Source organism: Mesorhizobium sp. (assembly GCF_004963255.1).
Taxonomy (GTDB): domain Bacteria; phylum Pseudomonadota; class Alphaproteobacteria; order Rhizobiales; family Rhizobiaceae; genus Mesorhizobium.
The window spans coordinates 227,394-248,206 of record NZ_SUGA01000001.1 but is presented as its reverse complement, the minus strand read 5'-3'; the positions used below and the strand labels follow the sequence as shown (position 1 = coordinate 248,206).

20 protein-coding genes are annotated in these 20,813 nt (G+C 63.7%); 13 read left to right on the top strand and 7 right to left on the bottom strand.

The genetic code is table 11. The features are described 5' to 3' along the window. Window positions 1-12 precede the first annotated feature (12 nt). The 8 genes from rpsT to E5X34_RS01080 all read left to right on the top strand — a co-directional run bounded on the left by rpsT (window position 13) and on the right by E5X34_RS01080 (window position 8,219). Complete coding sequence (gene rpsT, locus E5X34_RS01115) at window positions 13-279, top strand: 30S ribosomal protein S20 (RefSeq protein ID WP_040985913.1); 267 nt, start codon at window positions 13-15, stop codon at window positions 277-279. Window positions 280-1,121: 842 nt separating this feature from the next. Next, window positions 1,122-2,669 carry a chromosomal replication initiator protein DnaA gene (gene dnaA / locus E5X34_RS01110; protein ID WP_292559913.1) on the top strand — a complete coding sequence of 516 codons (1,548 nt, stop codon included), beginning with the start codon at window positions 1,122-1,124 and terminating at the stop codon, window positions 2,667-2,669. 200 nt (window positions 2,670-2,869) lie between these two features. Then, the gene (gene dnaN / locus E5X34_RS01105; protein WP_095819339.1) at window positions 2,870-3,988 is read left to right on the top strand and encodes a DNA polymerase III subunit beta; all 1,119 of its coding nucleotides are present in this window, start codon (window positions 2,870-2,872) and stop codon (window positions 3,986-3,988) included. A gap of 26 nt (window positions 3,989-4,014) precedes the next feature. Next, on the top strand, window positions 4,015-5,175 hold the full coding sequence (gene recF / locus E5X34_RS01100) for a DNA replication/repair protein RecF (RefSeq protein ID WP_292559910.1): 1,161 nt from the start codon (window positions 4,015-4,017) through the stop codon (window positions 5,173-5,175). A gap of 135 nt (window positions 5,176-5,310) precedes the next feature. Beyond that, entirely contained in the window at window positions 5,311-6,066 is a 756-nt protein-coding gene (locus E5X34_RS01095; protein WP_292559907.1) for a molybdopterin-synthase adenylyltransferase MoeB, read from the top strand. 4 nt (window positions 6,067-6,070) lie between these two features. Continuing rightward, complete coding sequence (locus E5X34_RS01090; protein WP_292559904.1) at window positions 6,071-6,559, top strand: GNAT family N-acetyltransferase; 489 nt, start codon at window positions 6,071-6,073, stop codon at window positions 6,557-6,559. Further along, complete coding sequence (locus E5X34_RS01085; RefSeq protein WP_292559901.1) at window positions 6,556-7,809, top strand: aconitase X catalytic domain-containing protein; 1,254 nt, start codon at window positions 6,556-6,558, stop codon at window positions 7,807-7,809. The genes E5X34_RS01090 and E5X34_RS01085 overlap by 4 nt, the downstream gene beginning before the upstream one ends. After that, window positions 7,806-8,219 (top strand): DUF126 domain-containing protein, encoded by a 414-nt coding sequence (locus E5X34_RS01080; protein WP_292559899.1) that lies wholly within the window; start codon window positions 7,806-7,808, stop codon window positions 8,217-8,219. Before E5X34_RS01085 ends, E5X34_RS01080 begins: the two co-directional genes overlap by 4 nt. Window positions 8,220-8,223: 4 nt before the next feature. Here the strand turns inward: E5X34_RS01080 and E5X34_RS01075 are convergent, their stop codons facing one another. Then, a complete protein-coding gene (locus E5X34_RS01075; RefSeq protein WP_042647094.1) occupies window positions 8,224-9,225 on the bottom strand; it encodes a D-glycerate dehydrogenase in 1,002 nt (333 codons plus the stop codon). A 268-nt stretch (window positions 9,226-9,493) separates the two neighbouring features. Here E5X34_RS01075 and E5X34_RS01070 point away from each other — a divergent pair, with 268 nt between their 5' ends. After that, window positions 9,494-10,051, top strand: coding sequence for an SH3 domain-containing protein (locus tag E5X34_RS01070; RefSeq protein ID WP_112128468.1), 558 nt, complete (start codon window positions 9,494-9,496; stop codon window positions 10,049-10,051). Window positions 10,052-10,141: 90 nt separating this feature from the next. On the opposite strand, the gene E5X34_RS01065 is transcribed toward E5X34_RS01070, so the two are convergent. Together E5X34_RS01065 and irrA are read right to left on the bottom strand one after the other, a co-directional pair. After that, the gene (locus E5X34_RS01065; RefSeq protein ID WP_292559897.1) at window positions 10,142-10,519 is read right to left on the bottom strand and encodes a DUF4260 domain-containing protein; all 378 of its coding nucleotides are present in this window, start codon (window positions 10,517-10,519) and stop codon (window positions 10,142-10,144) included. A 4-nt stretch (window positions 10,520-10,523) separates the two neighbouring features. Beyond that, on the bottom strand, window positions 10,524-10,955 hold the full coding sequence (gene irrA / locus E5X34_RS01060; RefSeq protein ID WP_042647097.1) for an iron response transcriptional regulator IrrA: 432 nt from the start codon (window positions 10,953-10,955) through the stop codon (window positions 10,524-10,526). A 248-nt stretch (window positions 10,956-11,203) separates the two neighbouring features. On the opposite strand from irrA, the gene fabA reads away from it, so the two are divergent. The 4 genes from fabA to E5X34_RS01040 all read left to right on the top strand — a co-directional run bounded on the left by fabA (window position 11,204) and on the right by E5X34_RS01040 (window position 15,538). Beyond that, complete coding sequence (gene fabA, locus E5X34_RS01055; protein WP_040985924.1) at window positions 11,204-11,719, top strand: 3-hydroxyacyl-[acyl-carrier-protein] dehydratase FabA; 516 nt, start codon at window positions 11,204-11,206, stop codon at window positions 11,717-11,719. 116 nt (window positions 11,720-11,835) lie between these two features. Beyond that, window positions 11,836-13,056: a beta-ketoacyl-ACP synthase I gene (fabB, locus tag E5X34_RS01050; protein WP_292559894.1), complete on the top strand. Its 1,221-nt coding sequence runs from the start codon at window positions 11,836-11,838 to the stop codon at window positions 13,054-13,056. A 13-nt stretch (window positions 13,057-13,069) separates the two neighbouring features. Further along, entirely contained in the window at window positions 13,070-13,882 is an 813-nt protein-coding gene (gene fabI, locus E5X34_RS01045; RefSeq protein WP_042647102.1) for an enoyl-ACP reductase FabI, read from the top strand. A 102-nt stretch (window positions 13,883-13,984) separates the two neighbouring features. After that, window positions 13,985-15,538, top strand: coding sequence for a bifunctional diguanylate cyclase/phosphodiesterase (locus E5X34_RS01040; RefSeq protein WP_292559889.1), 1,554 nt, complete (start codon window positions 13,985-13,987; stop codon window positions 15,536-15,538). 119 nt (window positions 15,539-15,657) lie between these two features. Here E5X34_RS01040 and E5X34_RS01035 read toward each other — a convergent pair whose 3' ends face one another. The 4 genes from E5X34_RS01035 to corA all read right to left on the bottom strand — a co-directional run bounded on the left by E5X34_RS01035 (window position 15,658) and on the right by corA (window position 20,807). Beyond that, window positions 15,658-16,665 (bottom strand): class I SAM-dependent methyltransferase, encoded by a 1,008-nt coding sequence (locus E5X34_RS01035; protein ID WP_292559887.1) that lies wholly within the window; start codon window positions 16,663-16,665, stop codon window positions 15,658-15,660. A gap of 70 nt (window positions 16,666-16,735) precedes the next feature. Then, window positions 16,736-18,886: a polyribonucleotide nucleotidyltransferase gene (pnp, locus tag E5X34_RS01030; RefSeq protein ID WP_292559884.1), complete on the bottom strand. Its 2,151-nt coding sequence runs from the start codon at window positions 18,884-18,886 to the stop codon at window positions 16,736-16,738. 364 nt (window positions 18,887-19,250) lie between these two features. Then, window positions 19,251-19,562 (bottom strand): 30S ribosomal protein S15, encoded by a 312-nt coding sequence (gene rpsO, locus E5X34_RS01025; RefSeq protein WP_281035868.1) that lies wholly within the window; start codon window positions 19,560-19,562, stop codon window positions 19,251-19,253. A 150-nt stretch (window positions 19,563-19,712) separates the two neighbouring features. Further along, on the bottom strand, window positions 19,713-20,807 hold the full coding sequence (corA, locus tag E5X34_RS01020; RefSeq protein ID WP_292559882.1) for a magnesium/cobalt transporter CorA: 1,095 nt from the start codon (window positions 20,805-20,807) through the stop codon (window positions 19,713-19,715). Window positions 20,808-20,813 lie beyond the last annotated feature (6 nt).

Sequence of the window (20,813 nt, the reverse complement as noted above, 5' to 3'; positions counted from 1 at the left end):
AAGAGAGGCATCATGGCCAATACTTCCTCGGCCAAAAAGGCTACGCGCAAGATCGCCCGCCGCGCTGCGGTCAACAAGAACCGCCGCTCGCGCGTCCGCACCTATGTCCGCAAGGTCGAAGAGGCGCTGGCCGCCGGCGACAAGGCCGCTGCGGTGGAAGCCTTCAAGGCTGCGGAACCGGAATTGATGCGCGCCGCCACCAAGGGCGTCGTCCACAAGAACACGGCTTCCCGCAAGGTTTCGCGACTGGCTCAGCGGGTCAAGACGCTGTCGGCCTGACCGACTCAATCCTCGATCCCTCGATTTGGAACCCGGCCGCACAGGCCGGGTTTTTTCGTTTGCCGGCAAGTACTTAAAAAGTTTGCCCGCAAGCTGCACTTGTGAGGCGATTCATATGCCGGTATTGTTTTGCCGGCATATACAGCGCCGCTTATATCTGCGCGCCTCCGCCGCGGCAGCCGCCCAAATTCTCCTGTCAGAAATTCCGCATTCTTTTCAGGTGCTTACAGACGGTCATCCACAGCTTGTTCAACGCACGGTCGGACCGCGGGGGAGAAGTAGCTGTCAAGAGAATTATTTCAGAATATTTCGTTTCGGGCGGTCTTTTTCATATTCGCCGGAAAAGGGTTTGAATCACAATGGCTTTGTCAAAACGTGCCGTCGCAGCACCCGAATTCAAGCCCCTTTCGGTAACCAGATTCGTTAAAAAACCGTTAGATGTGGCCTTGCCCTATCCACAGCGATTTCGGTAATGTCCATCCATCGAAGGGACGGGCACTAAGCCCCTGACCCAGCCTGAATCGGCCAGCACAAAATGGCAGAATTCATGACGTGGAGCAATTCCGCGCGTGGCTTGGTTTGTCTCTTCGGTGCGGTAGGGGACTGGCGTAATTGTACATTGGCGGTCGATGTCTCACCGGCGTTTTCGCCGGAGGATGGCGTATTGCCTTGTCTTTGTCGGAAGCCGGCTTGCGGAGCCGGCGGCTGGTCCCTTGCGCGAGTTGCGATGACCGTTTGCCGGCGGCGGCAGCGGCAGCGCGGCGAATGAGGTCGCCGGACCAAGGATGCAGGAGGCGCATCCCCGGCGGGAAAAGGGTACGAGAAGACAAGGAACTATGATCATGCAAAGCGGCATCGAGAGGGAGATAGCGGGCGATCTCCCATTTCCAGCAACTTTTGTCGGAGAGGGCGACGTGGCGGTATCCAACGACGCGGAACAGAAGTTCGAACGGGTCAAGGCCCAGCTGAAAGCGCGTCTCGGGGCCGAGGTCTATTCGAGCTGGTTTGGTCGCATGAAGGTCGCCGAGGCCTCCCGCGGCATTGTCCGCATCTCGGTGCCGACCGCCTTCCTGCGGTCATGGATCAACGGCCACTATCTCGAGCTTATCGCGGAGCTGTGGCGGCATGAGGATCCCGACGTCCTCAAGATCGAGATCGTCGTGCGCACCGCGACGCGCCAGGGGCGCAACCACGTCGAGCCGGAAATCGCGCCGGCCCGCAAGACGACCAGGCAGACGCACACTGCGCTCGCCAACGGCACCGCGAGCGCCGGACGCGTGGAACAACGGGCGCCGGCGCCCCGCCAGGGCGCGTCGGTGGAACCGGAGTTCCGCCACAATGTTCTGGGGTCGCCGCTCGACCCGCGCTACACTTTCGCCTCCTTCATCGAGGGACCGTCCAACAGGGTGGCCTTCGCGGCGGCGAGAGCCGTGGCGGAATCGCAGTCGAGCGCGGTGCGTTTCAACCCGCTTTTCCTGCATGCCACCGTCGGGCTCGGCAAGACGCATCTCTTGCAGGCGATCGCGGCGGAATCGCTGCGGCACAATCCGAAATCGCGCGTCGTCTATCTGACGGCGGAGTATTTCATGTGGCGCTTCGCCACCGCGATCCGCGACAACAACGCGCTGACGCTGAAGGAGCAGCTGCGCGACATCGATCTCCTGATCATCGACGACATGCAGTTCCTGCAAGGCAAATCGATCCAGCACGAATTCTGCCACCTCATCAACATGCTGCTCGACAGCGCCAAGCAGGTGGTGGTCGCGGCCGACCGGCCGCCGTCGGAGCTGGAATCGCTGGAACCGCGCGTGCGTTCGCGCCTCAATGGCGGCGTGGCGCTGGAAATGTCGGCGCCGGATTTCGCCATGCGGCTGGGCATGCTGAAGCTGCGCCGCGCCACCGCCAAGAGCGATGACACCTCGCTCGACATCTCGGACGAGATCCTGGAGCATGTCGCCCGTACGGTCACCGGCAGCGGGCGCGAGCTTGAGGGCGCCTTCAACCAGCTTCTGTTTCGCCAGTCCTTCGAGCCGCAGATCACGATCGACCGGATCGACGAGATCCTCGGCCACATCTATCGCTCGGGCGAGCCGAAGCGGGTGCGCATCGAGGACATCCAGCGCATCGTGGCGCGCCATTACAACGTGTCGAAGACGGAGCTTCTGTCCAACCGGCGCACGCGCACGATCGTCAAGCCGCGGCAGGTGGCCATGTATCTGTCGAAAGTGATGACGCCGCGCTCGCTGCCGGAGATCGGGCGGCGTTTCGGCGGCCGCGACCACACGACCGTGCTGCATGCCGTGCGCAAGATCGAGGACCTTTCGGGCGGCGACAACACGCTGGCGCAGGAGCTCGAACTGCTCAGAAGGCTGATCAACGACCAGGCCTGAGGCGATGCGAAAATGGCCGGCGACCCGCTTCGCCGGCTTTATCCCCAGAAAGCCCGCGCAACCGGCCCGAACCGGTGCCGCGGGCTTGCGTTCGCAGGCTTTTTACTGTCAGCTTACGGAGATTCTGGAAGCCTTTCAGGGCTTTCGCGGGATGCCGCCTGCCGGTGACCCGTTCATTCATTGAAGCGAGCCTGTTCGTCATGCGTGTTATCCTGGAACGGTCAAATCTCCTGAAGTCCCTCAACCACGTCCACCGCGTGGTCGAGCGGCGCAACACCATCCCGATCCTCTCCAACGTGCTGCTCAGCGCCGAGGGCGCGAGCCTCGAGATGAAGGCGACCGACCTCGACCTCGAGGTGACGGAGGCGACACCCGCCAAGGTCGAGCGCGGCGGCGCGACGACGGTGCCGGCGCATCTGCTCTATGACATCGTGCGCAAGCTTTCCGATGGCGCAGAGGTGATGCTGAAGACGGACGAGGACGGCAACGCGATGACCGTCACCTCCGGCCGTTCGAGCTTCCGCCTGCAGTGCCTGCCGCAATCTGACTTCCCGGAGCTTTCGGCCGGCTCGTTCTCGCATATATTCCGGCTGGAATCGGCGGCGCTGAAGGGGCTGATCGACAAGACCCAGTTCGCCATCTCGACCGAGGAAACGCGCTACTACCTCAACGGCATCTACCTGCACGCCGTCGAAGTCGGCGGCAAGCTGAAGCTGCGTTCGGTGGCGACCGACGGACACCGCCTGGCGCGCGCCGAGATCGACGCGCCGGCCGGTTCGGAAGGCATGCCGGGCATCATCATTCCGCGCAAGACGGTGAGCGAGCTGCAGAAACTGGTCGACGACCCCGATGTCGCGGTGACGACGGAACTGTCGGACACCAAGATCCGCTTCACCATCGGCAGCGTCGTTTTGACCTCGAAGCTGATCGACGGCACCTTCCCCGACTATCAGCGCGTGATCCCGACCGGCAACGACAAGAAGCTGATCATCGATCGCCAGAGCTTCGCCGCCGCGGTCGACCGCGTCTCGACCATTTCCTCCGAACGCGGCCGGGCCGTGAAGCTGTCGATCAATGACGGCCAGCTCACGCTCGCGGTCAACAATCCGGATTCGGGCAGTGCCACCGAGGAACTGGCGGCCGACTATTCGTCGGATCCGATCGAGATCGGCTTCAACGCCAAATACCTGCTCGACGTCGCGGCCCAGCTCACCGGGTCGGAGGCCAAGTTCATGCTGGCCGATGCCGGCTCGCCGACGCTGATCCATGACATGGCCGACGAGACCGCGCTCTATGTGCTGATGCCGATGCGGGTCTAGGTCCGGGACGGACCTAATGTGTTACCTTGACCTCAGACGCCAAACAGCTTCGGCAGCAAAGCTACATAAGTAAGTTAACGCTTACGAATTTCCGCAACTATGCGGCGCTTTCGCTGGAACTTGCCCCTGGCGCGGTGGTGCTGTCGGGCGACAATGGCGCCGGCAAGACCAATCTTCTGGAAGCGATCTCGTTCCTGACGCCTGGCCGGGGCCTGCGCCGCGCGCCTTATGCGGATGTGGCGCGTGAAGGCGGCGATGGCGGCTTCGCCTTGCATGCGCGCATCGAGGGACCGGAAGGACAGGTCGAGATCGGCACCGGCATTTCCGGCGGCGACGCCGCCGGCGAAGGCGGCAGGAAGGTGCGGATCAACGGCGCGCCGGCGCGATCGGCCGAGGATATGCTCGAATGGCTGCGGGTCGTCTGGCTGACGCCGGCGATGGACGGACTGTTTCCCGGGCCGGCGGCGGAACGACGCCGCTTCCTCGACCGGCTGGTGCTGGCGATCGACCCCGGCCATGGCCAGCGCGCGCTCGACTATGAGAAGGCAATGCGCGGCCGTAACCGCCTGCTTACAGAAGGCTTCCGCGATGGCGCCTGGTTCGACGCGATCGAGACGCAGATGGCCGAAATCGGCGTGGCGATCGCCGCGGCGCGGGCCGAGTTGGTGCGGCTGCTTGCCGCCATGATCGACAGGTTGCCCGGCAGCGGGCCGTTTCCGCAGGCCGATATCAGCCTCGCCGGGGATCTTGAAAGCGCGCTTGGCAGCGCACCGGCGGTCGATGTCGAGGAACGCTATCGCGCCGCTCTTGCCAATGGCCGTGAACGCGACCGCGCCGCCGGCCGCACGCTCGACGGTCCGCATCGCTCCGATCTGGTGGTGCGGCACCGGCCCAAGTCAATGCCGGCGGAACTTTGCTCGACCGGCGAGCAGAAGGCGCTGCTGGTCGGCATCGTGCTGTCGCATGCCAGGCTGACCGGCGAGATGTCGGGTCTGACGCCGATCCTGCTCTTGGACGAGATTGCCGCGCATCTCGACGCTGGCCGGCGCGCGGCGTTATTTTCCATCCTCGAGGAGCTCAACTGCCAAGCCTTCATGACGGGCACGGATGCCGCCCTGTTCTCGAGCCTTGAAGGCCGGGCGCAGTTCCTGACGGTCGATCATGGCAGCGTCGAGCCGACCGGCTAGCCTGTGAAGAAGCTATTTCGGCGCTGCGCCACCAGGCTTTGCCTTGCGTCGTGCGAAACCTTTGTCTCGTATGTGGACCACAAGGTTTGCCTTGCGCTTACTGACAAGGCTCTGCGCCAGCGATAAAGTCCAGTCATGACCGATACCCCCCTCACCGACGAAGAACTCGAACGCTATGCCCGCCACATCGTGCTGTCCGAGATCGGCGGGCCAGGCCAGCAGAAGCTGAAACGGGCGCGGGTGCTGGTGATCGGCGCCGGCGGGCTCGGCGCGCCGGTGCTGGAATATCTGGCCGCCGCCGGCGTTGGCACCCTCGGCATCGTCGACGACGACACGGTTTCCCTGTCCAACCTGCAGAGGCAGGTGATCCATGGCAGCGACACGATCGGCTTGGCCAAGACCGACAGCGCCGCGGCGGCGATCATGCGCATCAACCCCAACGTCGCGGTGGAAACGCACGGCCTGAGGCTGACGGAAGAGAACGCCCCTACCCTCGTCGCCCGTTACGATGTCGTTGTCGACGGCTCCGACAATTTCGAGACGCGGTACGCGGTCGCCGATGCCTGTGCCATCGAGAAGAAACCCCTGGTGACGGCCGCCGTCGGCCGCTTCGACGGCTCGGTTACGGTGCTGAAACCGTTCGAGACAGGCGCCGACGGCAAGCGCAACCCGAGCTATCGCGACCTGTTCCCGGAAGCGCCTCCCGAAGGGCTGGTTCCGTCCTGCGCCGTTGCCGGCATTGTCGGCGCGCTGACGGGCGTCATCGGCGCGCTGGAGGCAATGGAGGCGATCAAGCTGATTACCGGCATAGGCGAGCCGCTCATCGGCCGGCTGCTGCTCTATGACGGGCTCACAGCCCGCTTCGACACCATCCGCTACAAGGCTGTCTGAGCGCATGGACCAGACCGTCGGCATTTCCATAATCGGCCTTCCCGCGGATTTCGACGGATGGGACGATCTGCTGGCGCTGATCCGCCGCGCCTTTGCCTATATGGACGGCGTCATCGACCCTCCGTCATCGGCGCATCTTCTGAGCGCCGACAGCCTTGCCGGGAAGGCGAAAAAGGAGACGTGCTTTGTGGCCGTCGAGAACGGCCGCGTCGTCGGCTGCGTCTTCGCGCTGGTGCGGGCGCAGGATTTCTATGTCGGCAAGCTCGCGGTCGAGCCAGAGCTCCAGGGTCAGGGCGTCGGAGCCCGGCTGATGCAAGCGGTGGAGGATCTTGCCCGCGAACGGGGCAAGGATGCGATCGAGCTGCAGACCCGTATCGAGCTGACCGCAAACCACGCGGCCTTCGCCCGGCTCGGCTTTCGCGAGACCGGGCGCACGGCGCATGCGGGCTATGACAGGTCGACCTCCATCACCATGCGCAAGGTGCTGCCTTGAGCCTCGCCCTCAGCCCGGAAGAACAGGCGATCGCCGTCCGTCAGGACGGCGCGGGGATGGCGATGCGCATCGTCGCCGAAAGCGCCAGGCTGCTCGGCGCGCCTCGGCTGATCCCGATCGCGTCCGCGCATATCGACGGGGCGCTCTATCACGGCGATTCCGGCACGCTGTTCGCCGAAAGGCTGATCGAAGGCGGCGCGAAGGTCGCGGTACGCTCGACGCTCAATGTCGGAGCGCTCGACCTGATGGGCTGCTCGCGCATCCGCCTGGAAGAGCCGCAGCGCGGCATGGCGCGTCGGATGATGGAGGCCTATCGCAAGCTCGGCTGCGAGCAGAGCTGGACCTGTGCGCCGTATCAGGCCGGACACCGGCCGGCACAGGGCAGCGACGTGGCCTGGGGCGAGTCCAACGCGGTCGTCTTCTGCAACTCTGTGCTGGGCGCGCGCACCAACCGCTATGGCGATTTTCTCGACATTGCCTGCGCCATAACCGGCCGCGCGCCGGATTACGGTCTGCATCGGCCTGAAAACCGCCTGGCGCGGCTTGTGTTCGACGTCTCGGGCCTGTCGCCTTCCTTCCTTGCCTCGGAGATCGCCTGGCCTGTCCTGGGCAGCCTCTACGGCCGTGAGGTGGGCAATGCGATCGGCGTCGTCAGAGGCGTGACCGGTCATCCCGGCGAAGACGCGCTGAAAGCCTTCGGCGCCGCGGCCGCATCGTCCGGCGCCGTCGGCCTGTTCCACATCGCCGGCGTCACGCCCGAGGCTCCCGACGTCGCAACCATCCTGGCCGGACCGGAGCCGGAAGCCGTGATCCGTGTGACGCCTGAGATGGTAGCCAAGGCCCGCGCGGGCCTGTCGACCGCGGTAGCGCCTGAAGCCGTCGATGCGGTGGCGATCGGCAGCCCGCATCTGTCGCACGCCGAGTTCGACAGCCTGGAGCGGCTGATCGCCGGGCGGCGGCTCGCGGTGCCGATCTATGCCTGCACCGGCCGCCACGCGCTTGCCTTGCTGGAAAAGGACGGCCGGCGAAAAAGGCTCGAGGCGAGCGGCGTGGTCATCGTCGCCGACACATGCGTGGTGGTGACGCCGATCATGCCCGACATCGGCAACGGCGTGCTGATGACCAATTCGGGCAAGTTCGCGCATTACGCGCCGGGCAACACCGGCTATGCGGTGCTCTACGCCTCGCTCGCCGACTGTGTCGAAAGCGCGGTCCTCGGCAGGCCGGTCTTCACGGATGTCGCCGCATGAGCGCCGCCGCCGAGATCCTGGTCCCGGGCAAGGCCGGTGAAGGCGAGACGCTGGTGCTGACGGCGCCGATCAGCTTCTGGGGCGGCGTCGACCCGAAGACAGGCCGCATCGCCGATGTCCGCCACCCGCAGCATGGCGAAGTCATTGCCGGCCGCGTGCTGTTCCTGCCGGGCACGATCGGCTCGTCATCGGCTTCGGCGGTGCTGATGGAGCTTGCCCACAACGGCCGGGCGCCGGCCGCCCTGGTGCTGCACGAACCGGACGCCATCCTGCTGCTTGGCCTGATCGTCGCCCGGGAAATGGGCTGGGAGACGCCGATCGCGGTGCGGCTCGACCGCGGCGCGTTCGACGCCTACCGCGGAGGCGCGGCAACCGTCGCCGCGGACGGCGCGATTGCCGCGGCCGTCTAAGCCTTCAGGTCCTCAGCGGTAGGACACGGTCCGGCGGGCGATGGCCGTCGAAGAAGGCGCGGATGTTGATGATCACCTTCTCGCCCATGTCGATGCGGCCCTCGAGCGTGGCCGAGCCCATATGCGGCAGAAGCACCACCTTGCCCTTGGCGGCAAGCTTCAACAGCTTGGTGTTCAGGGCCGGCTCGTGCTCATAGACGTCGAGGCCGGCACCGGCGATCTTGCCGTCATGGATCAGCTTGATCAGCGCTTCCTCGTCGATGATGTCGCCGCGCGCCGTGTTGACCAGGTAAGCCGAAGGCTGCATCAGCGCCAGCCGGCGGCCGGACAAAAGGTGGAACGTCGCCGGCGTCGAGGGACAATTGACCGAGATGATGTCCATGCGGGCCAGCATCTGGTCGAGGCTTTCCCAGTAGGTTGCCTCCAGTTCCTCCTCGACCGCCGGCAGCACGCGGTGCCGGTTGTGATAGTGGATCGACAGGCCGAAGGCCTTGGCCCGCCTGGCGACCGCCGTGCCGATGCGGCCCATGCCGACGATGCCGAGACGTTTGCCCCAGATGCGCCGGCCGAGCATCCAGGTCGGCGACCAGCCGGCCCATTTCTTCTCGCCTGTCAGCACATTGGCGCCTTCGGCGAGCCTGCGCGGCACGGCGAGCATCAGCGCCATGGTCATGTCGGCGGTGTCTTCGGTCAGCACATTCGGCGTGTTGGTGACGGTGATGCCTTTCTTGGCGGCCGCCGCGACGTCGATCTTGTCGACGCCGTTGCCGAAATTGGCGATCAGCTTCAGGTTTTCGCCAGCCTGGGCGATCAGCGCCGCGTCGATGTGGTCGGTGATGGTGGGAACCAGCACGTCGGCTTCCTTGATCGCCGCGACCAGCTCCGGCTGGGTCATCGGCCGGTCCTCGACATTCAGCCTTGCGTCGAACAGCTCGCGCATGCGGGTCTCGACAGGGTCGGGCAGCTTGCGCGTGATGACGACGAGGGGCCGTTTTTTGCCTGCCATTTTATCCCCGAAGCTTGCTAGATCAGGTTGACGTCTCGTTGAATCGTCATCCTGATCCTGCTCTTTTTGGAGCATGATCGTTTCCGAAAACCGATGCCCACTTCTCGGGATCATGCTCTCGAAACCGATCTCGTTGAGACCTCTTTAACCAAGACCGGCGAAACTTGTAGCCAGTCGCAGCATCAGCCCACTCCTGTAACAAGCGGTGCCGCCGAAGACAAAGAAAAAGGGGCGCTCATCCGACGGACCGGCGCCGAAAGGAACGAAAGTGTCTGGTTTCGCGTCGCTTCGCCTGGCCTTCAGCGCAGCCATCCTTGGCGCCCTCCTCTGCGCGCCGCAGGCATTCGCGCAAAGCGCGGCCGCGCCGGCGCAAACCATAACGCTTGGTCCGAGCGGCCTGCCGCTGCCGCGTTTCGTCAGCCTGAAACCGGCCCGCGTCAATTCGCGCGTCGGCCCCGGCGCCAATTATTCGGTCAACTGGATGTATCTGAAGGCCGGCCTGCCGATGGAAGTCATCCAGGAATTCGACACCTGGCGGCGCGTGCGCGATGCCGATGGATCGGAGGGCTGGATCAACCAGTCGCTGCTTTCGGGCCGTCGCACCGCCATCGTCGCGCCCTGGCAGCGTGGCAAGGGCGGGCAGGTCAACCTGCTCGACGAGCCCGACAAGGACGCCGGCGTCATCGCCATCATCGAGCCGGGCGTGATCGGCTCGATCAAGAAATGCGACGGCCAATGGTGCGAAATGACCTTTGACGGCCACACCGGCTGGATGGCCCAGTCGCAGGTGTGGGGCGCTTATCCCGGCGAGAAGTTCAAGAATTAGGCTGTGTCGATATTCGGGTGAGGCCGGCCTGCGCTCCGGTTCTCGGAAACCATCATTCTCGACTCGGCCTGACCTGAATCTCGACACACCCTAGCCGGTCGCGTCGCGGCCAATGCGGCCGAGATGCGTATCCTGAAAAGCGGTGGGCAGCTTGAGGCCGTAGCCGAGGGCACGGTCGATGGTGATATGCGCTATCCAGATAAGCGCCACCGCGGTTGTGAGCGGACCAGAGAGAAACGCGCCCGCGAGCAGAAGGACCAGCGGGGCAATCAGGATATGCAAGGCGTTGTAGGTGACGGCGCCGAGGCGCGGCCCGGCGAGGTAGCCCAGCATCGACAGGTCCGGCGCCAGGATAAGCAGCGCAAACAGCCACCAGGAAAAGTGGGCCAGCGCGTAGCAAACGACGGCCAAGGCGGCGACGGTGACCCACTCAAACCGGACGATCAGGTCGACGGGCCGCGTCGCCACGGGATCAGTCGCCGCGCTTCGGGCGAAGCCTCACGACGATGTCGACATTGGCGATCTCCATGCCCTCCGGCGGTGCCGGCAGGTTGGAGACGGTGACCGGTCCGCTTTCGATGTCGAAAATCCGGTTCTCGCCCTCGACATAGAAGTGATGATGGTCGGAGGTGTTGGTGTCGAAATAGGTTTTCGAGCCTTCGACCGCCAGGATGCGCAGCAGGCCGGCCTCTGTGAACTGATGGAGCGCGTTATAGACCGTCGCCAATGAAACCGGCACGCCGGCGGCGATCGCCTCCTCGTGCAGTTCCTCGGCCGAAAGGTGGCGGTCGCCCTTGGCGAAAAGCAGATCGGCCAGCGCGATGCGCTGGCGCGTCGGCCTCAGGCCGGCTTCGCGAACCCGCTTGTCCACAGCGACATTTTCCTTCCGGTAGCCCGAATCCATCTCTTCGCTTCGAAGCTTGTTGCCCAGCCCGTCAACAGGTCCAGAGTGGCAAAAAGACGTCGAAAGCCAAAACCGGACATCAGCCGACATATATTCTGTAGTCTGGATGCGATCAATAGCGCGCATTGACCCGGGCAGGCGCACGGGTTAAGCGCAAACGCCGGTTTCCGGCAGCAAACAGAGTGTGTTAGGAAACCAACGAGAAGGGCGCCCTGCCGCCCGCGAAAGAACACGGGGACGGAAATTTGATGGCGGATCAAAAGTCCAGCTACGATTACGAGGAACTGCTCGCCTGCGCCCGCGGCGACCTGTTCGGGCCGGGCAACGCCCAGCTGCCCTACCCACCTATGTTGATGTTCGACCGCATCACCGAGATTAGCGAGACCGGCGGCGCTTTCGACAAGGGCTTCATCCGCGCCGAATTCGACATCAAGCCGGACCTGTGGTTCTTCGCCTGCCACTTCATCGGCAATCCGATCATGCCGGGCTGCCTCGGCCTCGACGCCATGTGGCAGTTGACGGGTTTTTATCTCGGCTGGCTGGGCGAACCCGGCAAGGGCATGGCGCTTTCGACCGGCGAGGTGAAGTTCAAGGGCATGGTGACGCCATCGGTGAAGAAGGTCGAGTACGGCGTCGACTTCAAGCGCGTGATGCGCGGCCGGCTGGTGCTCGGCATCGCCGATGGCTGGCTTAAGGCGGATGGCGAACCCATATACGCCGCCACGGATCTGAAGGTCGGCCTGTCCAAGCAGTCGGCCGCCTGACCGTTTTTCGCCACGGCGTCCGCGTACCCAATGGGCGCCACGTCAGTTTATTTGCGTATGATCACAGGCGAAAACCGGCTAGGTTTTGCGCCCGGATACGCCGGAAGGAGTTGCGAATGAGACGGGTCGTAGTGACAGGGCTCGGCATTGTGTCGTCGATCGGCAACAATGCCAATGAGGTGCAGAGCTCGCTTTACGATGCCAAATCCGGCATCAGCTTTTCCAATTCCTTCGCCGCGCACGGCTTCCGCTGCCAGGTCTGGGGCGCGCCGACGCTCGATCCTACCCCGATGATCGACCGCCGCGCCATGCGCTTCCTGAGCCAGGGTGCGGCCTGGAACCATGTCGCCATGGACCAGGCGATCGCCGATGCCGGGCTTGGCGAGAGCGACATCACCAATGAGCGGACCGGCATCGTGATGGGGTCCGGCGGACCCTCGACCCGCACCATCGTCGAGGCGGCCGAAACCACGATCAAGAACAACAGCCCCAAGCGCATCGGTCCATTCGCCGTGCCGAAGGCAATGTCGTCGACGGCATCGGCCACCCTGGCCACATGGTTCAAGATCCATGGCGTCAACTACTCGATCTCGTCGGCGTGCTCGACCTCGGCGCATTGCATCGGCAATGCCTATGAGCTGATCCAGTGGGGCAAGCAGGACATGATGTTCGCCGGCGGCCACGAAGATCTCGACTGGACGATGTCGGACCTTTTCGACGCCATGGGCGCCATGTCGTCGAAATTCAACGACAAGGCATCGGCCGCTTCGCGCGCCTATGACGTCAACCGCGACGGTTTTGTCATCGCCGGCGGCGCCGGCGTGCTGGTGCTGGAGGAATTGGAGCACGCCAAGGCGCGCGGTGCCAAGATCTATGCCGAGATCGTCGGCTACGGCGCGACCTCCGACGGCTACGACATGGTCGCGCCTTCGGGGGAAGGCGCCATCCGCTGCATGCGGCAGGCGCTTGCCACCGTCTCGACCCCGGTCGACTACATCAACACCCACGGCACCTCGACGCCGGTCGGCGATTCCAAGGAAATGGGCGCGATCCGCGAGGTGTTCGGCGACAAGATGCCCTACATCACCTCGACCAAGTCGCTCACCGGCCATTCGCTGGGGGCGGCCGGCGTGCAGGAGTCGATCTATTCGATCCTGATGATGCAGGGCGGCTTCATCGGCGAGAGCGCCCATATCGAGGAGCTCGATCCGGAATTCGAGGGCATGCCAATCGTGCGCAAGCGTATCGACAACGCCAAGATCGACACCGTTTTGTCCAATTCCTTCGGTTTCGGTGGCACCAACGCAACGCTGATTTTCCAGCGCTATTCCGCATAAGGATCTGCCTTTTATGGAAGGGTTGATGAAGGGCAAGCGCGGGCTTGTCATGGGGGTCGCCAACGATCATTCGATCGCCTGGGGCATCGCCAAGAAATTGTCCGAGCACGGGGCGGAGCTTGCCTTCACCTATCAGGGCGACGCCTTCGGGCGGCGCGTCAAGCCGCTCGCCGAGAAGGTGGGCGCCTCCTTGATCGTGCCTTGCGACGTCGAGGACAGCGCCTCGGTCACCGCGACCTTCGAGACCCTCGGCAAGGCCTGGGGCGGGCTGGACTTCGTGGTGCACGCCATCGGCTTTTCCGACAAGAACGAGCTCAAGGGCCTCTACGCCGACACCAGCCGCGACAATTTCGTGCGCACGATGGTGATCTCCTGCTATTCCTTCACCGAGATCGCCCGCAATGCCGCCGCGCTCATGGGCAATGGCGGCTCGATGATTACACTTACCTATGCCGGGTCGGTGCGGGTGATGCCGAACTACAATGTCATGGGCGTCGCCAAGGCCGGGCTCGAGGCCAGCGTTCGCTACCTTGCCAATGACTACGGGCCGCGCGGCATCAGGGTGAACGGCATCTCGGCCGGACCGGTGCGTACGCTGGCCGGCTCTGGCGTTTCGGACGCCCGCCACATGTTCTCCTATCAGCAGCGGAACTCGCCTCTGCGGCGCACCGTGACCCTGGACGAAGTCGGCGGCTCGGCGCTTTACCTGCTATCCGATCTTTCGTCGGGTGTCACCGGCGAGATCCATTATGTGGATTCCGGCTATCACATCGTTTCGATGCCGTCGCTGGAGGAGCTGAAGCAGAACGATGGTGGTCGCGAATAGTTCGCTAAGGCAAACAATATTTTCCAGTAAAATTGCAGGCATCGGCGGAAACTCATTTTAAGGAGATTTCCGCTACAAGGCCCCTCAATCCAGGGACCTTGCATGTCTGCAATCAGTAACCCGAAGCGAACACCGCTATTCCGGCTGATCACCATCGCCAGCTCCGGCATGGGCAGTTTCATCCTCGGATTATGGGGGCTGCGGTTCGGCTTCGGCGACGGCGTGGCCGGCATGCCGGCCGAGACGGTGATAGGCGTCATCGCCGCGCTGTGCGCCCTTGCCGCCGGCGGTGCGGCGATGTCATTCTTCGCCGGCGTCGATGAATCGGTGGCCTATGTCGTCAAGGAAACCCATTTCGACAAGCTGACCGGACTGTTGTCGCGCCAGGCCATGGTCGGCAAGATTGCCGATGCCGCCGCCGATACGATCCGAACCGGCGAGCCGGTGTTCCTGATCGACATCGATATCGACCGCTTCAAGCAGATCAACGACGCCATCGGCTACAGCCATGGCGACGACCTTGTCCGCGCCTTCACCAGCAGGCTGAAGGAGAGCATGCCGAAGGATGCTGTGATCGGGCGCATTGGCGCCGGCGAGTTCGGCGTGCTGCTGCCGGACCGCGACATCCGTGGTTCGGTCGAGCGGCTGATCGAAAAGCTCATCAACGATATGATGGAGCCCTATCAGTTGCAGACCCACCTGCAGTCGGTCAGCCTGTCGGTAGGCATCGTGGCGATGCCGAAGGACGGCGTCGACCCGGTTCAGGTCCTGCGCCGTTCGAACCTGGCGCTGCAGAATGCGCGGGCCAGCGGCGTCGGCAACTGGTCTGTCTTCCACGCCGACATGGGTCGCGTGGCCGACTATCGGCAATGGATCGAATCGGAGCTGAAGACCGCTTTCGACCGCGGCGACTTCAGTCTCCATTACCAGCCGCAGCTCAACCTGCCGAGCGGTCGCGTCGTTGGCTACGAGGCGCTGATCCGCTGGAAGCATCCGGAGCGCGGCATGATTCCGCCGATGGAGTTCATTCCGATCGCCGAGGAAACCGGCATGATCAATCCGATCGGCGAATGGGTGCTGCGCAAGGCCTGCAGCGATGCCAAGCATCTGCCGCAGGACTGCTTCGTCGCCGTCAACATCTCGCCGGTCCAGTTCATGACCAGGGATTTCGTCGGCATCGTGCGCGAGGTGATGGAATCGACCGGCATCAAGCCGTCGCGGCTGGAGCTCGAGGTCACCGAGACGGCGATGATGCAGGATCGCGACCGCGCCGCCGCGATCCTGAAGCAGCTTGCCGAGATGGGGATTTCGGTGGCCGTCGACGATTTCGGGACCGGCTATTCCAATTTGAGCTATCTGATCGACTTCTCCTTCGGCAAGCTGAAGATCGACCGTTCCTTCGTCAGCCGCATCGACACCGACTCCAGTTCCGGCGCGATCGTCTCGACCATTGTCGGCCTGTCGCGGGCGCTGGGCGTCGGCATCATCGCCGAAGGCGTGGAGACCGAGAACCAGGCTACGCTGCTCAGGGCCGCGGGCTGCGAGGTGGTCCAGGGCTATCTGTTCGGCCGGCCGGCGCCACTCAAGGTCGAACTCGGCGAGGCGCGGCCTGCCATCGAAGCGCGCGAGCCCGCCTGTATCGTCAGCCTGCATTAGAGCTACTTTCTCCCGGCGCAATTCCGGACGGAAAACCGCTCCGCACTTTTCCTGGAATTGCTTTTTTCCTGGCGCAATTCCGGACGGAAAACCGCTCCGCACTTTTCCTGGAATTGCTTTTAGCGGCGCGCCGACAACACCTTGAACATGCCGTCGCGGGCGATCTCGGCATGGTTGGCGAAGGCCTCGGACAGCACCTGTTCATAGGGAAGCTGGCGATTGGCGACCATGAACAGGCGGCCGCCCGGTTTCAGCGCCTTCGACGCGGCGCGGATCATGCCGGCGCCAATGCCGGGCTCGGCGGCGCGGCCGCTGTGGAAAGGCGGGTTCATGACGATGGCGTCGTAGCGCCGCTCGACCGCCTCAGCGAGCAGATCGATCCAGAAGAAACGCGGCTCGATGGCGCCATGGACATTCATCCTGGCTGCCTCCAGTGCCTCGAAATCCGCTTCATAGAGATCGAGCGCGGTGAGACTCCGCGAACGCTGCAGGACCTCCGCTGCCAGATAACCCCAGCCGGCGCAGAAATCAGCGACATTGCCTTTGAGATCATCAGGCAGGCTCGCAACGAGCAGTTTCGAACCGGCATCGATCCGATCGAAGGAGAACATGCCAGGCGCGGTTTTGAAACGGCTTTCAACGACAAGGTCGGGGTTGCCGGCGCGCAGCGTCTCGGCTGCTTCCGTGCCCGCCCGCTGGAACCAGAAGGCAACCCCGTGATGCTTCGGCAGATGGCCTTCGAGCGGCGCCAGCGCATTGATCCGCTTGCGTAGGCTGTCGATGCCGTCATCCTTGCCACCCGCGACAGCGATCAGCGCGCCCGGCAGGACGCGCTCGATGGCATCGCCGATGCGCCGTTCATTCTGGCCGCGATGACGGCCGGCGAGCACGAGAGCCATGTCGTAGCCCTGGCCTTCCACGCTCGGCGTGACCGTGTAGCCGGACGCCTGCAAGGCGCGGAAATGCGGTCGAAAGCCCTGCACGAGATGCAGCGCCGCATCGAAGCCTTCGGGCAAGCGGAAGCCGGGCTCGGCGCCCAGAAAAAGAACGCGGGCATCCTTTCGCGGCAAAGGCAGCGCCTCGGCCTCGAACGGGTAGAACAGCGTCTTCAGCGGCTCGGCGGCCATTCATCCACCCTCGAAACAAAACGGGCGCGACCTTGCGGCGCGCCCGTCTCAAACTATCCAGCCAGACCGATCAGGCGGCGTCTTCCTCGCCTTCGGCCTTCTTCTTCTCCTGGACGATTTCCTTGCCGGTCGCCTGGTCGACGACCTTCATCGACAGGCGCACCTTGCCGCGCTCGTCGAAGCCCATCAGCTTGACCCAAACCTTGTCGCCTTCCTTGACGACGTCGGAGGTCTTGGCGACGCGCTCATTAGCGAGCTGCGAAATGTGGACGAGACCGTCGCGCGGGCCGAAGAAGTTGACGAAGGCGCCGAAGTCGGCCGTCTTGACGACGGTGCCTTCGTAGATCTCGCCGACTTCCGGCTCGGCGACGATAGTGTGGATCCACTTCTTGGCCGCCTCGATCTCCTTGGCGTTCGCCGAAGCGATCTTGACCGTGCCGTCGTCCTCGATGTTGATCTTGGCGCCGGTCTTCTCGACGATCTCGCGGATCACCTTGCCGCCGGAGCCGATGACGTCGCGGATCTTGTCGGTCGGGATGTGCATGACCTCGATGCGCGGCGCGAACTCGCCGAGCTCGGCGCGGGCGCCGGACAGCGCATGCGCCATCTCGCCGAGGATGTGCAGGCGGCCGTCCTTGGCCTGGGCAAGCGCGATGCCCATGATCTCCTCGGTGATGCCGTCGATCTTGATGTCCATCTGCAGCGAGGTGACGCCATTGGCGGTGCCGGCGACCTTGAAGTCCATGTCGCCGAGATGGTCCTCGTCACCAAGAATATCGGAGAGCACCGCGAAGCGCTCGCCTTCCTTGATCAGGCCCATGGCGATGCCGGCAACCGGCTTGGCCAGCGGAACGCCCGCGTCCATCAGCGCCAGCGAGGTGCCGCACACGGTCGCCATCGACGACGAACCATTGGATTCGGTGATCTCCGAAACGACGCGCAGCGTGTAGGGGAACTGTTCTGCCGAAGGCAGCATCGGATGGATGGCGCGCCAGGCGAGCTTACCATGGCCGATTTCGCGGCGGCCCGGCGAGCCCATGCGGCCGGTCTCGCCGACCGAGTAGGGCGGGAAGTTGTAGTGGAGAAGGAACTTCTCCTTGTACATGCCGGTCAGCGAATCGACGAACTGCTCGTCCTCGCCGGTGCCCAGCGTGGCAACCACCAGCGCCTGGGTCTCGCCGCGGGTGAACAGCGCCGAGCCATGGGTGCGCGGCAGGACGCCGACTTCCGACACGATCTTGCGCACGGTCTTGAGATCGCGGCCGTCGATGCGCGAGCCGGTGTCGAGGATGTTCCAGCGCACGACCTTGGCCTGGAGCTCCTTGAAGACGCTGCCGATCTGCTCGGAAGTGTACTTGGCTTCCTCACCCTCGGCCGGAGCGAAGGCCGCCTTGACCTTTGCCTTGACGGCGTCGACCGCGGCATAGCGCGACTGCTTGTCGGTGATCTTGTAGGCCTCGCGAAGCTCGTCGCCGACGACCTTCAGCATCTCGGCTTCAAGCGCGGAATAATCCGGCGCGGTGAAGTCGCGCGGCTCCTTGGCGGCGACCTCGGCCAGCTTGATGATGGCATCGATGACCGGCTGGAAGCTCTTGTGGCCGAAAACGACGGCGCCGAGCATCAGGTCCTCGGAGAGTTCCTTGGCCTCGGATTCGACCATCAGCACGGCGTCGGCGGTGCCGGCGACGACGAGGTCGAGCTTGGATTCCTCCATCTCGTCGATATGCGGGTTGAGCACATATTCGCCGTTGATATAGCCGACGCGGGCGCCGCCTATCGGACCCATGAAGGGCACGCCGGAAAGGGTGAGCGCGGCGGAAGTGGCGACGATCGAGAGGATGTCCGGATCGTTCTCGAGGTCATGCTGCACGACGGTGACGACGATCTGGGTGTCGTTCTTGTAGCCGTCGGCGAAAAGCGGGCGGATCGGGCGGTCGATCAGGCGGGAAACCAGCGTTTCCTTTTCGCTCGGACGGCCCTCGCGCTTGAAATAGCCGCCCGGGATCTTGCCGGCGGCATAAGTCTTTTCCTGGTAGTTGACGGTGAGCGGGAAGAAATCGAGGCCGGGCTTCGGCTCCTTCATCGAGACGACGGTGGCCAGAACCACGGTCTCGCCATAGGTGGCCAGCACCGCGCCGTCAGCCTGGCGCGCGATCTTGCCGGTCTCCAGGATGAGCGGACGGCCGCCCCATTCGATTTCCACTTTGTGATGATTGAACATATCTTGTCCTTCATATGCGGAAAGGGCCGCACCGTCCTAACGGTCGCGGGTTCTCCCTTCCCTGGCTTCCTTCGGGCAGCCACGGGCAAGACAGCGGGAAGCTCGATAGATCCGCCTCAAGGCCGAACGAGCGTCCTGCAATCCTGCCCCATGACCGTCCATGGGCGGTTCCGGATAGCCCTCTGCGGTCCGGAACCCGATTGGCCGGCTTGTCGGCCGGCCTTGCGCATGACGCCGGAAACCCTGTCTCCGGAACGCGCCATGCGCGCAGGCGAATTTCCTTTTCAGCATTGCGGCAGCGGACCATCCGATGCGCCAATGCGCGACCGGCGGGCTCCCCTTGGAGAGCCCGCCGGTCAATTGGTCAGCGACGGAGACCGAGCTTGTCGATCAGCGTCTGGTAGCGCGCGTCATCCTTGCGCTTGAGGTAGTCAAGCAGGCTGCGGCGCTGGGAGACCAGAGCAAGCAGGCCACGGCGGGAATGGTTGTCCTTCTTGTGGTCCTTGAAGTGCTCGGTCAGGTTCTTGATGCGCTCGGAAAGGATGGCAACCTGGACTTCCGGAGATCCGGTGTCGCCCTTGGCGGTTGCAAATTCGGTCATCAATTCCTTCTTGCGATCGGCAGTGATCGACATCGAGCTTTTCCTTATCTGTTGGAGGAAACGGGACGCCCACAGCCGGGATGTCGTCCAGCAGGGGCCAGTGCAAGCGACGCGTCAGGGCGCGAAGCTGCGGCGCATATAGTGCAATTCCGGAAAAAACACCAGCCCAATTGTCAAGCCGGCTTGTCGCAGGTTCAGGTTGCGAAAAAGGGGAGAATTCAAAGGCTACAACCACTTCTTCCATTTGAAGAACGCGATCAAGCCGACCGCGACGATCGCCATGAACACAAGCGAGGCCGGATAACCGTAATAGGCCTTCAGCTCGGGCATGTTCCAAGGCGAGCTTTCCGGATCGAAATTCATGCCCCAGACGCCGACCAGGAAGGTCAGCGGCATGAAGATCACCGAGACGATCGTCAGATAGGAAATGACGTCGTTGGTGCGGGCCTGGGACAGCGAGAGATGCATCTCGATCAGGCCGGTGAGCATGTCGCGCTGGTTCTCGACCAGCTCGATCAGCCGCAGCGAATGGTCGAGCGTGTCGTTGAAGAAGATCTTGGTTTCAGCCGTCACGAAGGGCACGTCGTTGCGGATCAGCGTCGCCAGCGCATCGCGCATCGGCCACAGCACGCCCTTGAGCACGTTGGCGTCACGCCTGAGTTCATGCAGCTGCCGCATCTGATGCTTGTGCGGCTTGTTCAGCATCTCATCCTCGATGCCGTCGACCAGTTCGCTCGCCGCCTCGATCGGCGGGAAATAGCTGTCGACAATGGCATCGATCAGCGCATAGGCAAGATAATCGGCGCCGCGCGAGCGCAGCCGGTTCGGCATCGCGGCTGCGATGCGCTTGCGCACCGGATCGAACGGATCGCCCTCCCGTTCCTGGAAAGTGACGACGAAATTTCGGCCGAAGAACAGCGAGATCTGTTCGTAGCGATGCGAGGTGACATCGTCGATCATGCGCATGACGACGAAAGCATGGTCCTCGAAGAAATCCACCTTGGGCCGCTGTCCAGTGTTGACGACGTCCTCCAGCGCCAGCGGGTGGAGGTTGAAGATACGGCCGATCTCCTCGATCAGCGGAATGTTGGCAAGCCCCGTGCAGTCCAGCCAGACGACAGGCCATTTCTCGCAATGGGTGTTGAGGTCGTCGATCGAGGCATTGTCGATGGTTTCGTATTTCTGCGGCGAGATCAGTGTCAGCCGAAGCTCGCTGCGCCGTGCCGCCGGATCGGCGATCAGCGTGCCGGGCGACGCCCCGACCGGCGGCCGGCGGGTTCTCAGCGGCGCCCTCTTGTTGCCTGTATCAGCCTTGGCCATGAGATC

Coding starts and splice junctions, on each gene's coding strand:
- E5X34_RS01035 (WP_292559887.1), bottom strand. CDS start 16,665: ATGGCCGCCGAGCCGCTGAAGACGCTGTTCTACCCGTTCGAGGCCGAG.
- fabA (WP_040985924.1), top strand. CDS start 11,204: ATGGCGGATCAAAAGTCCAGCTACGATTACGAGGAACTGCTCGCCTGC.
- dnaA (WP_292559913.1), top strand. CDS start 1,122: ATGCAAAGCGGCATCGAGAGGGAGATAGCGGGCGATCTCCCATTTCCA.
- E5X34_RS01090 (WP_292559904.1), top strand. CDS start 6,071: ATGGACCAGACCGTCGGCATTTCCATAATCGGCCTTCCCGCGGATTTC.
- dnaN (WP_095819339.1), top strand. CDS start 2,870: ATGCGTGTTATCCTGGAACGGTCAAATCTCCTGAAGTCCCTCAACCAC.
- E5X34_RS01095 (WP_292559907.1), top strand. CDS start 5,311: ATGACCGATACCCCCCTCACCGACGAAGAACTCGAACGCTATGCCCGC.
- pnp (WP_292559884.1), bottom strand. CDS start 18,886: ATGTTCAATCATCACAAAGTGGAAATCGAATGGGGCGGCCGTCCGCTC.
- E5X34_RS01040 (WP_292559889.1), top strand. CDS start 13,985: ATGTCTGCAATCAGTAACCCGAAGCGAACACCGCTATTCCGGCTGATC.
- E5X34_RS01080 (WP_292559899.1), top strand. CDS start 7,806: ATGAGCGCCGCCGCCGAGATCCTGGTCCCGGGCAAGGCCGGTGAAGGC.
- E5X34_RS01075 (WP_042647094.1), bottom strand. CDS start 9,225: ATGGCAGGCAAAAAACGGCCCCTCGTCGTCATCACGCGCAAGCTGCCC.
- corA (WP_292559882.1), bottom strand. CDS start 20,807: ATGGCCAAGGCTGATACAGGCAACAAGAGGGCGCCGCTGAGAACCCGC.
- rpsT (WP_040985913.1), top strand. CDS start 13: ATGGCCAATACTTCCTCGGCCAAAAAGGCTACGCGCAAGATCGCCCGC.
- fabB (WP_292559894.1), top strand. CDS start 11,836: ATGAGACGGGTCGTAGTGACAGGGCTCGGCATTGTGTCGTCGATCGGC.
- irrA (WP_042647097.1), bottom strand. CDS start 10,955: ATGGATTCGGGCTACCGGAAGGAAAATGTCGCTGTGGACAAGCGGGTT.
- fabI (WP_042647102.1), top strand. CDS start 13,070: ATGGAAGGGTTGATGAAGGGCAAGCGCGGGCTTGTCATGGGGGTCGCC.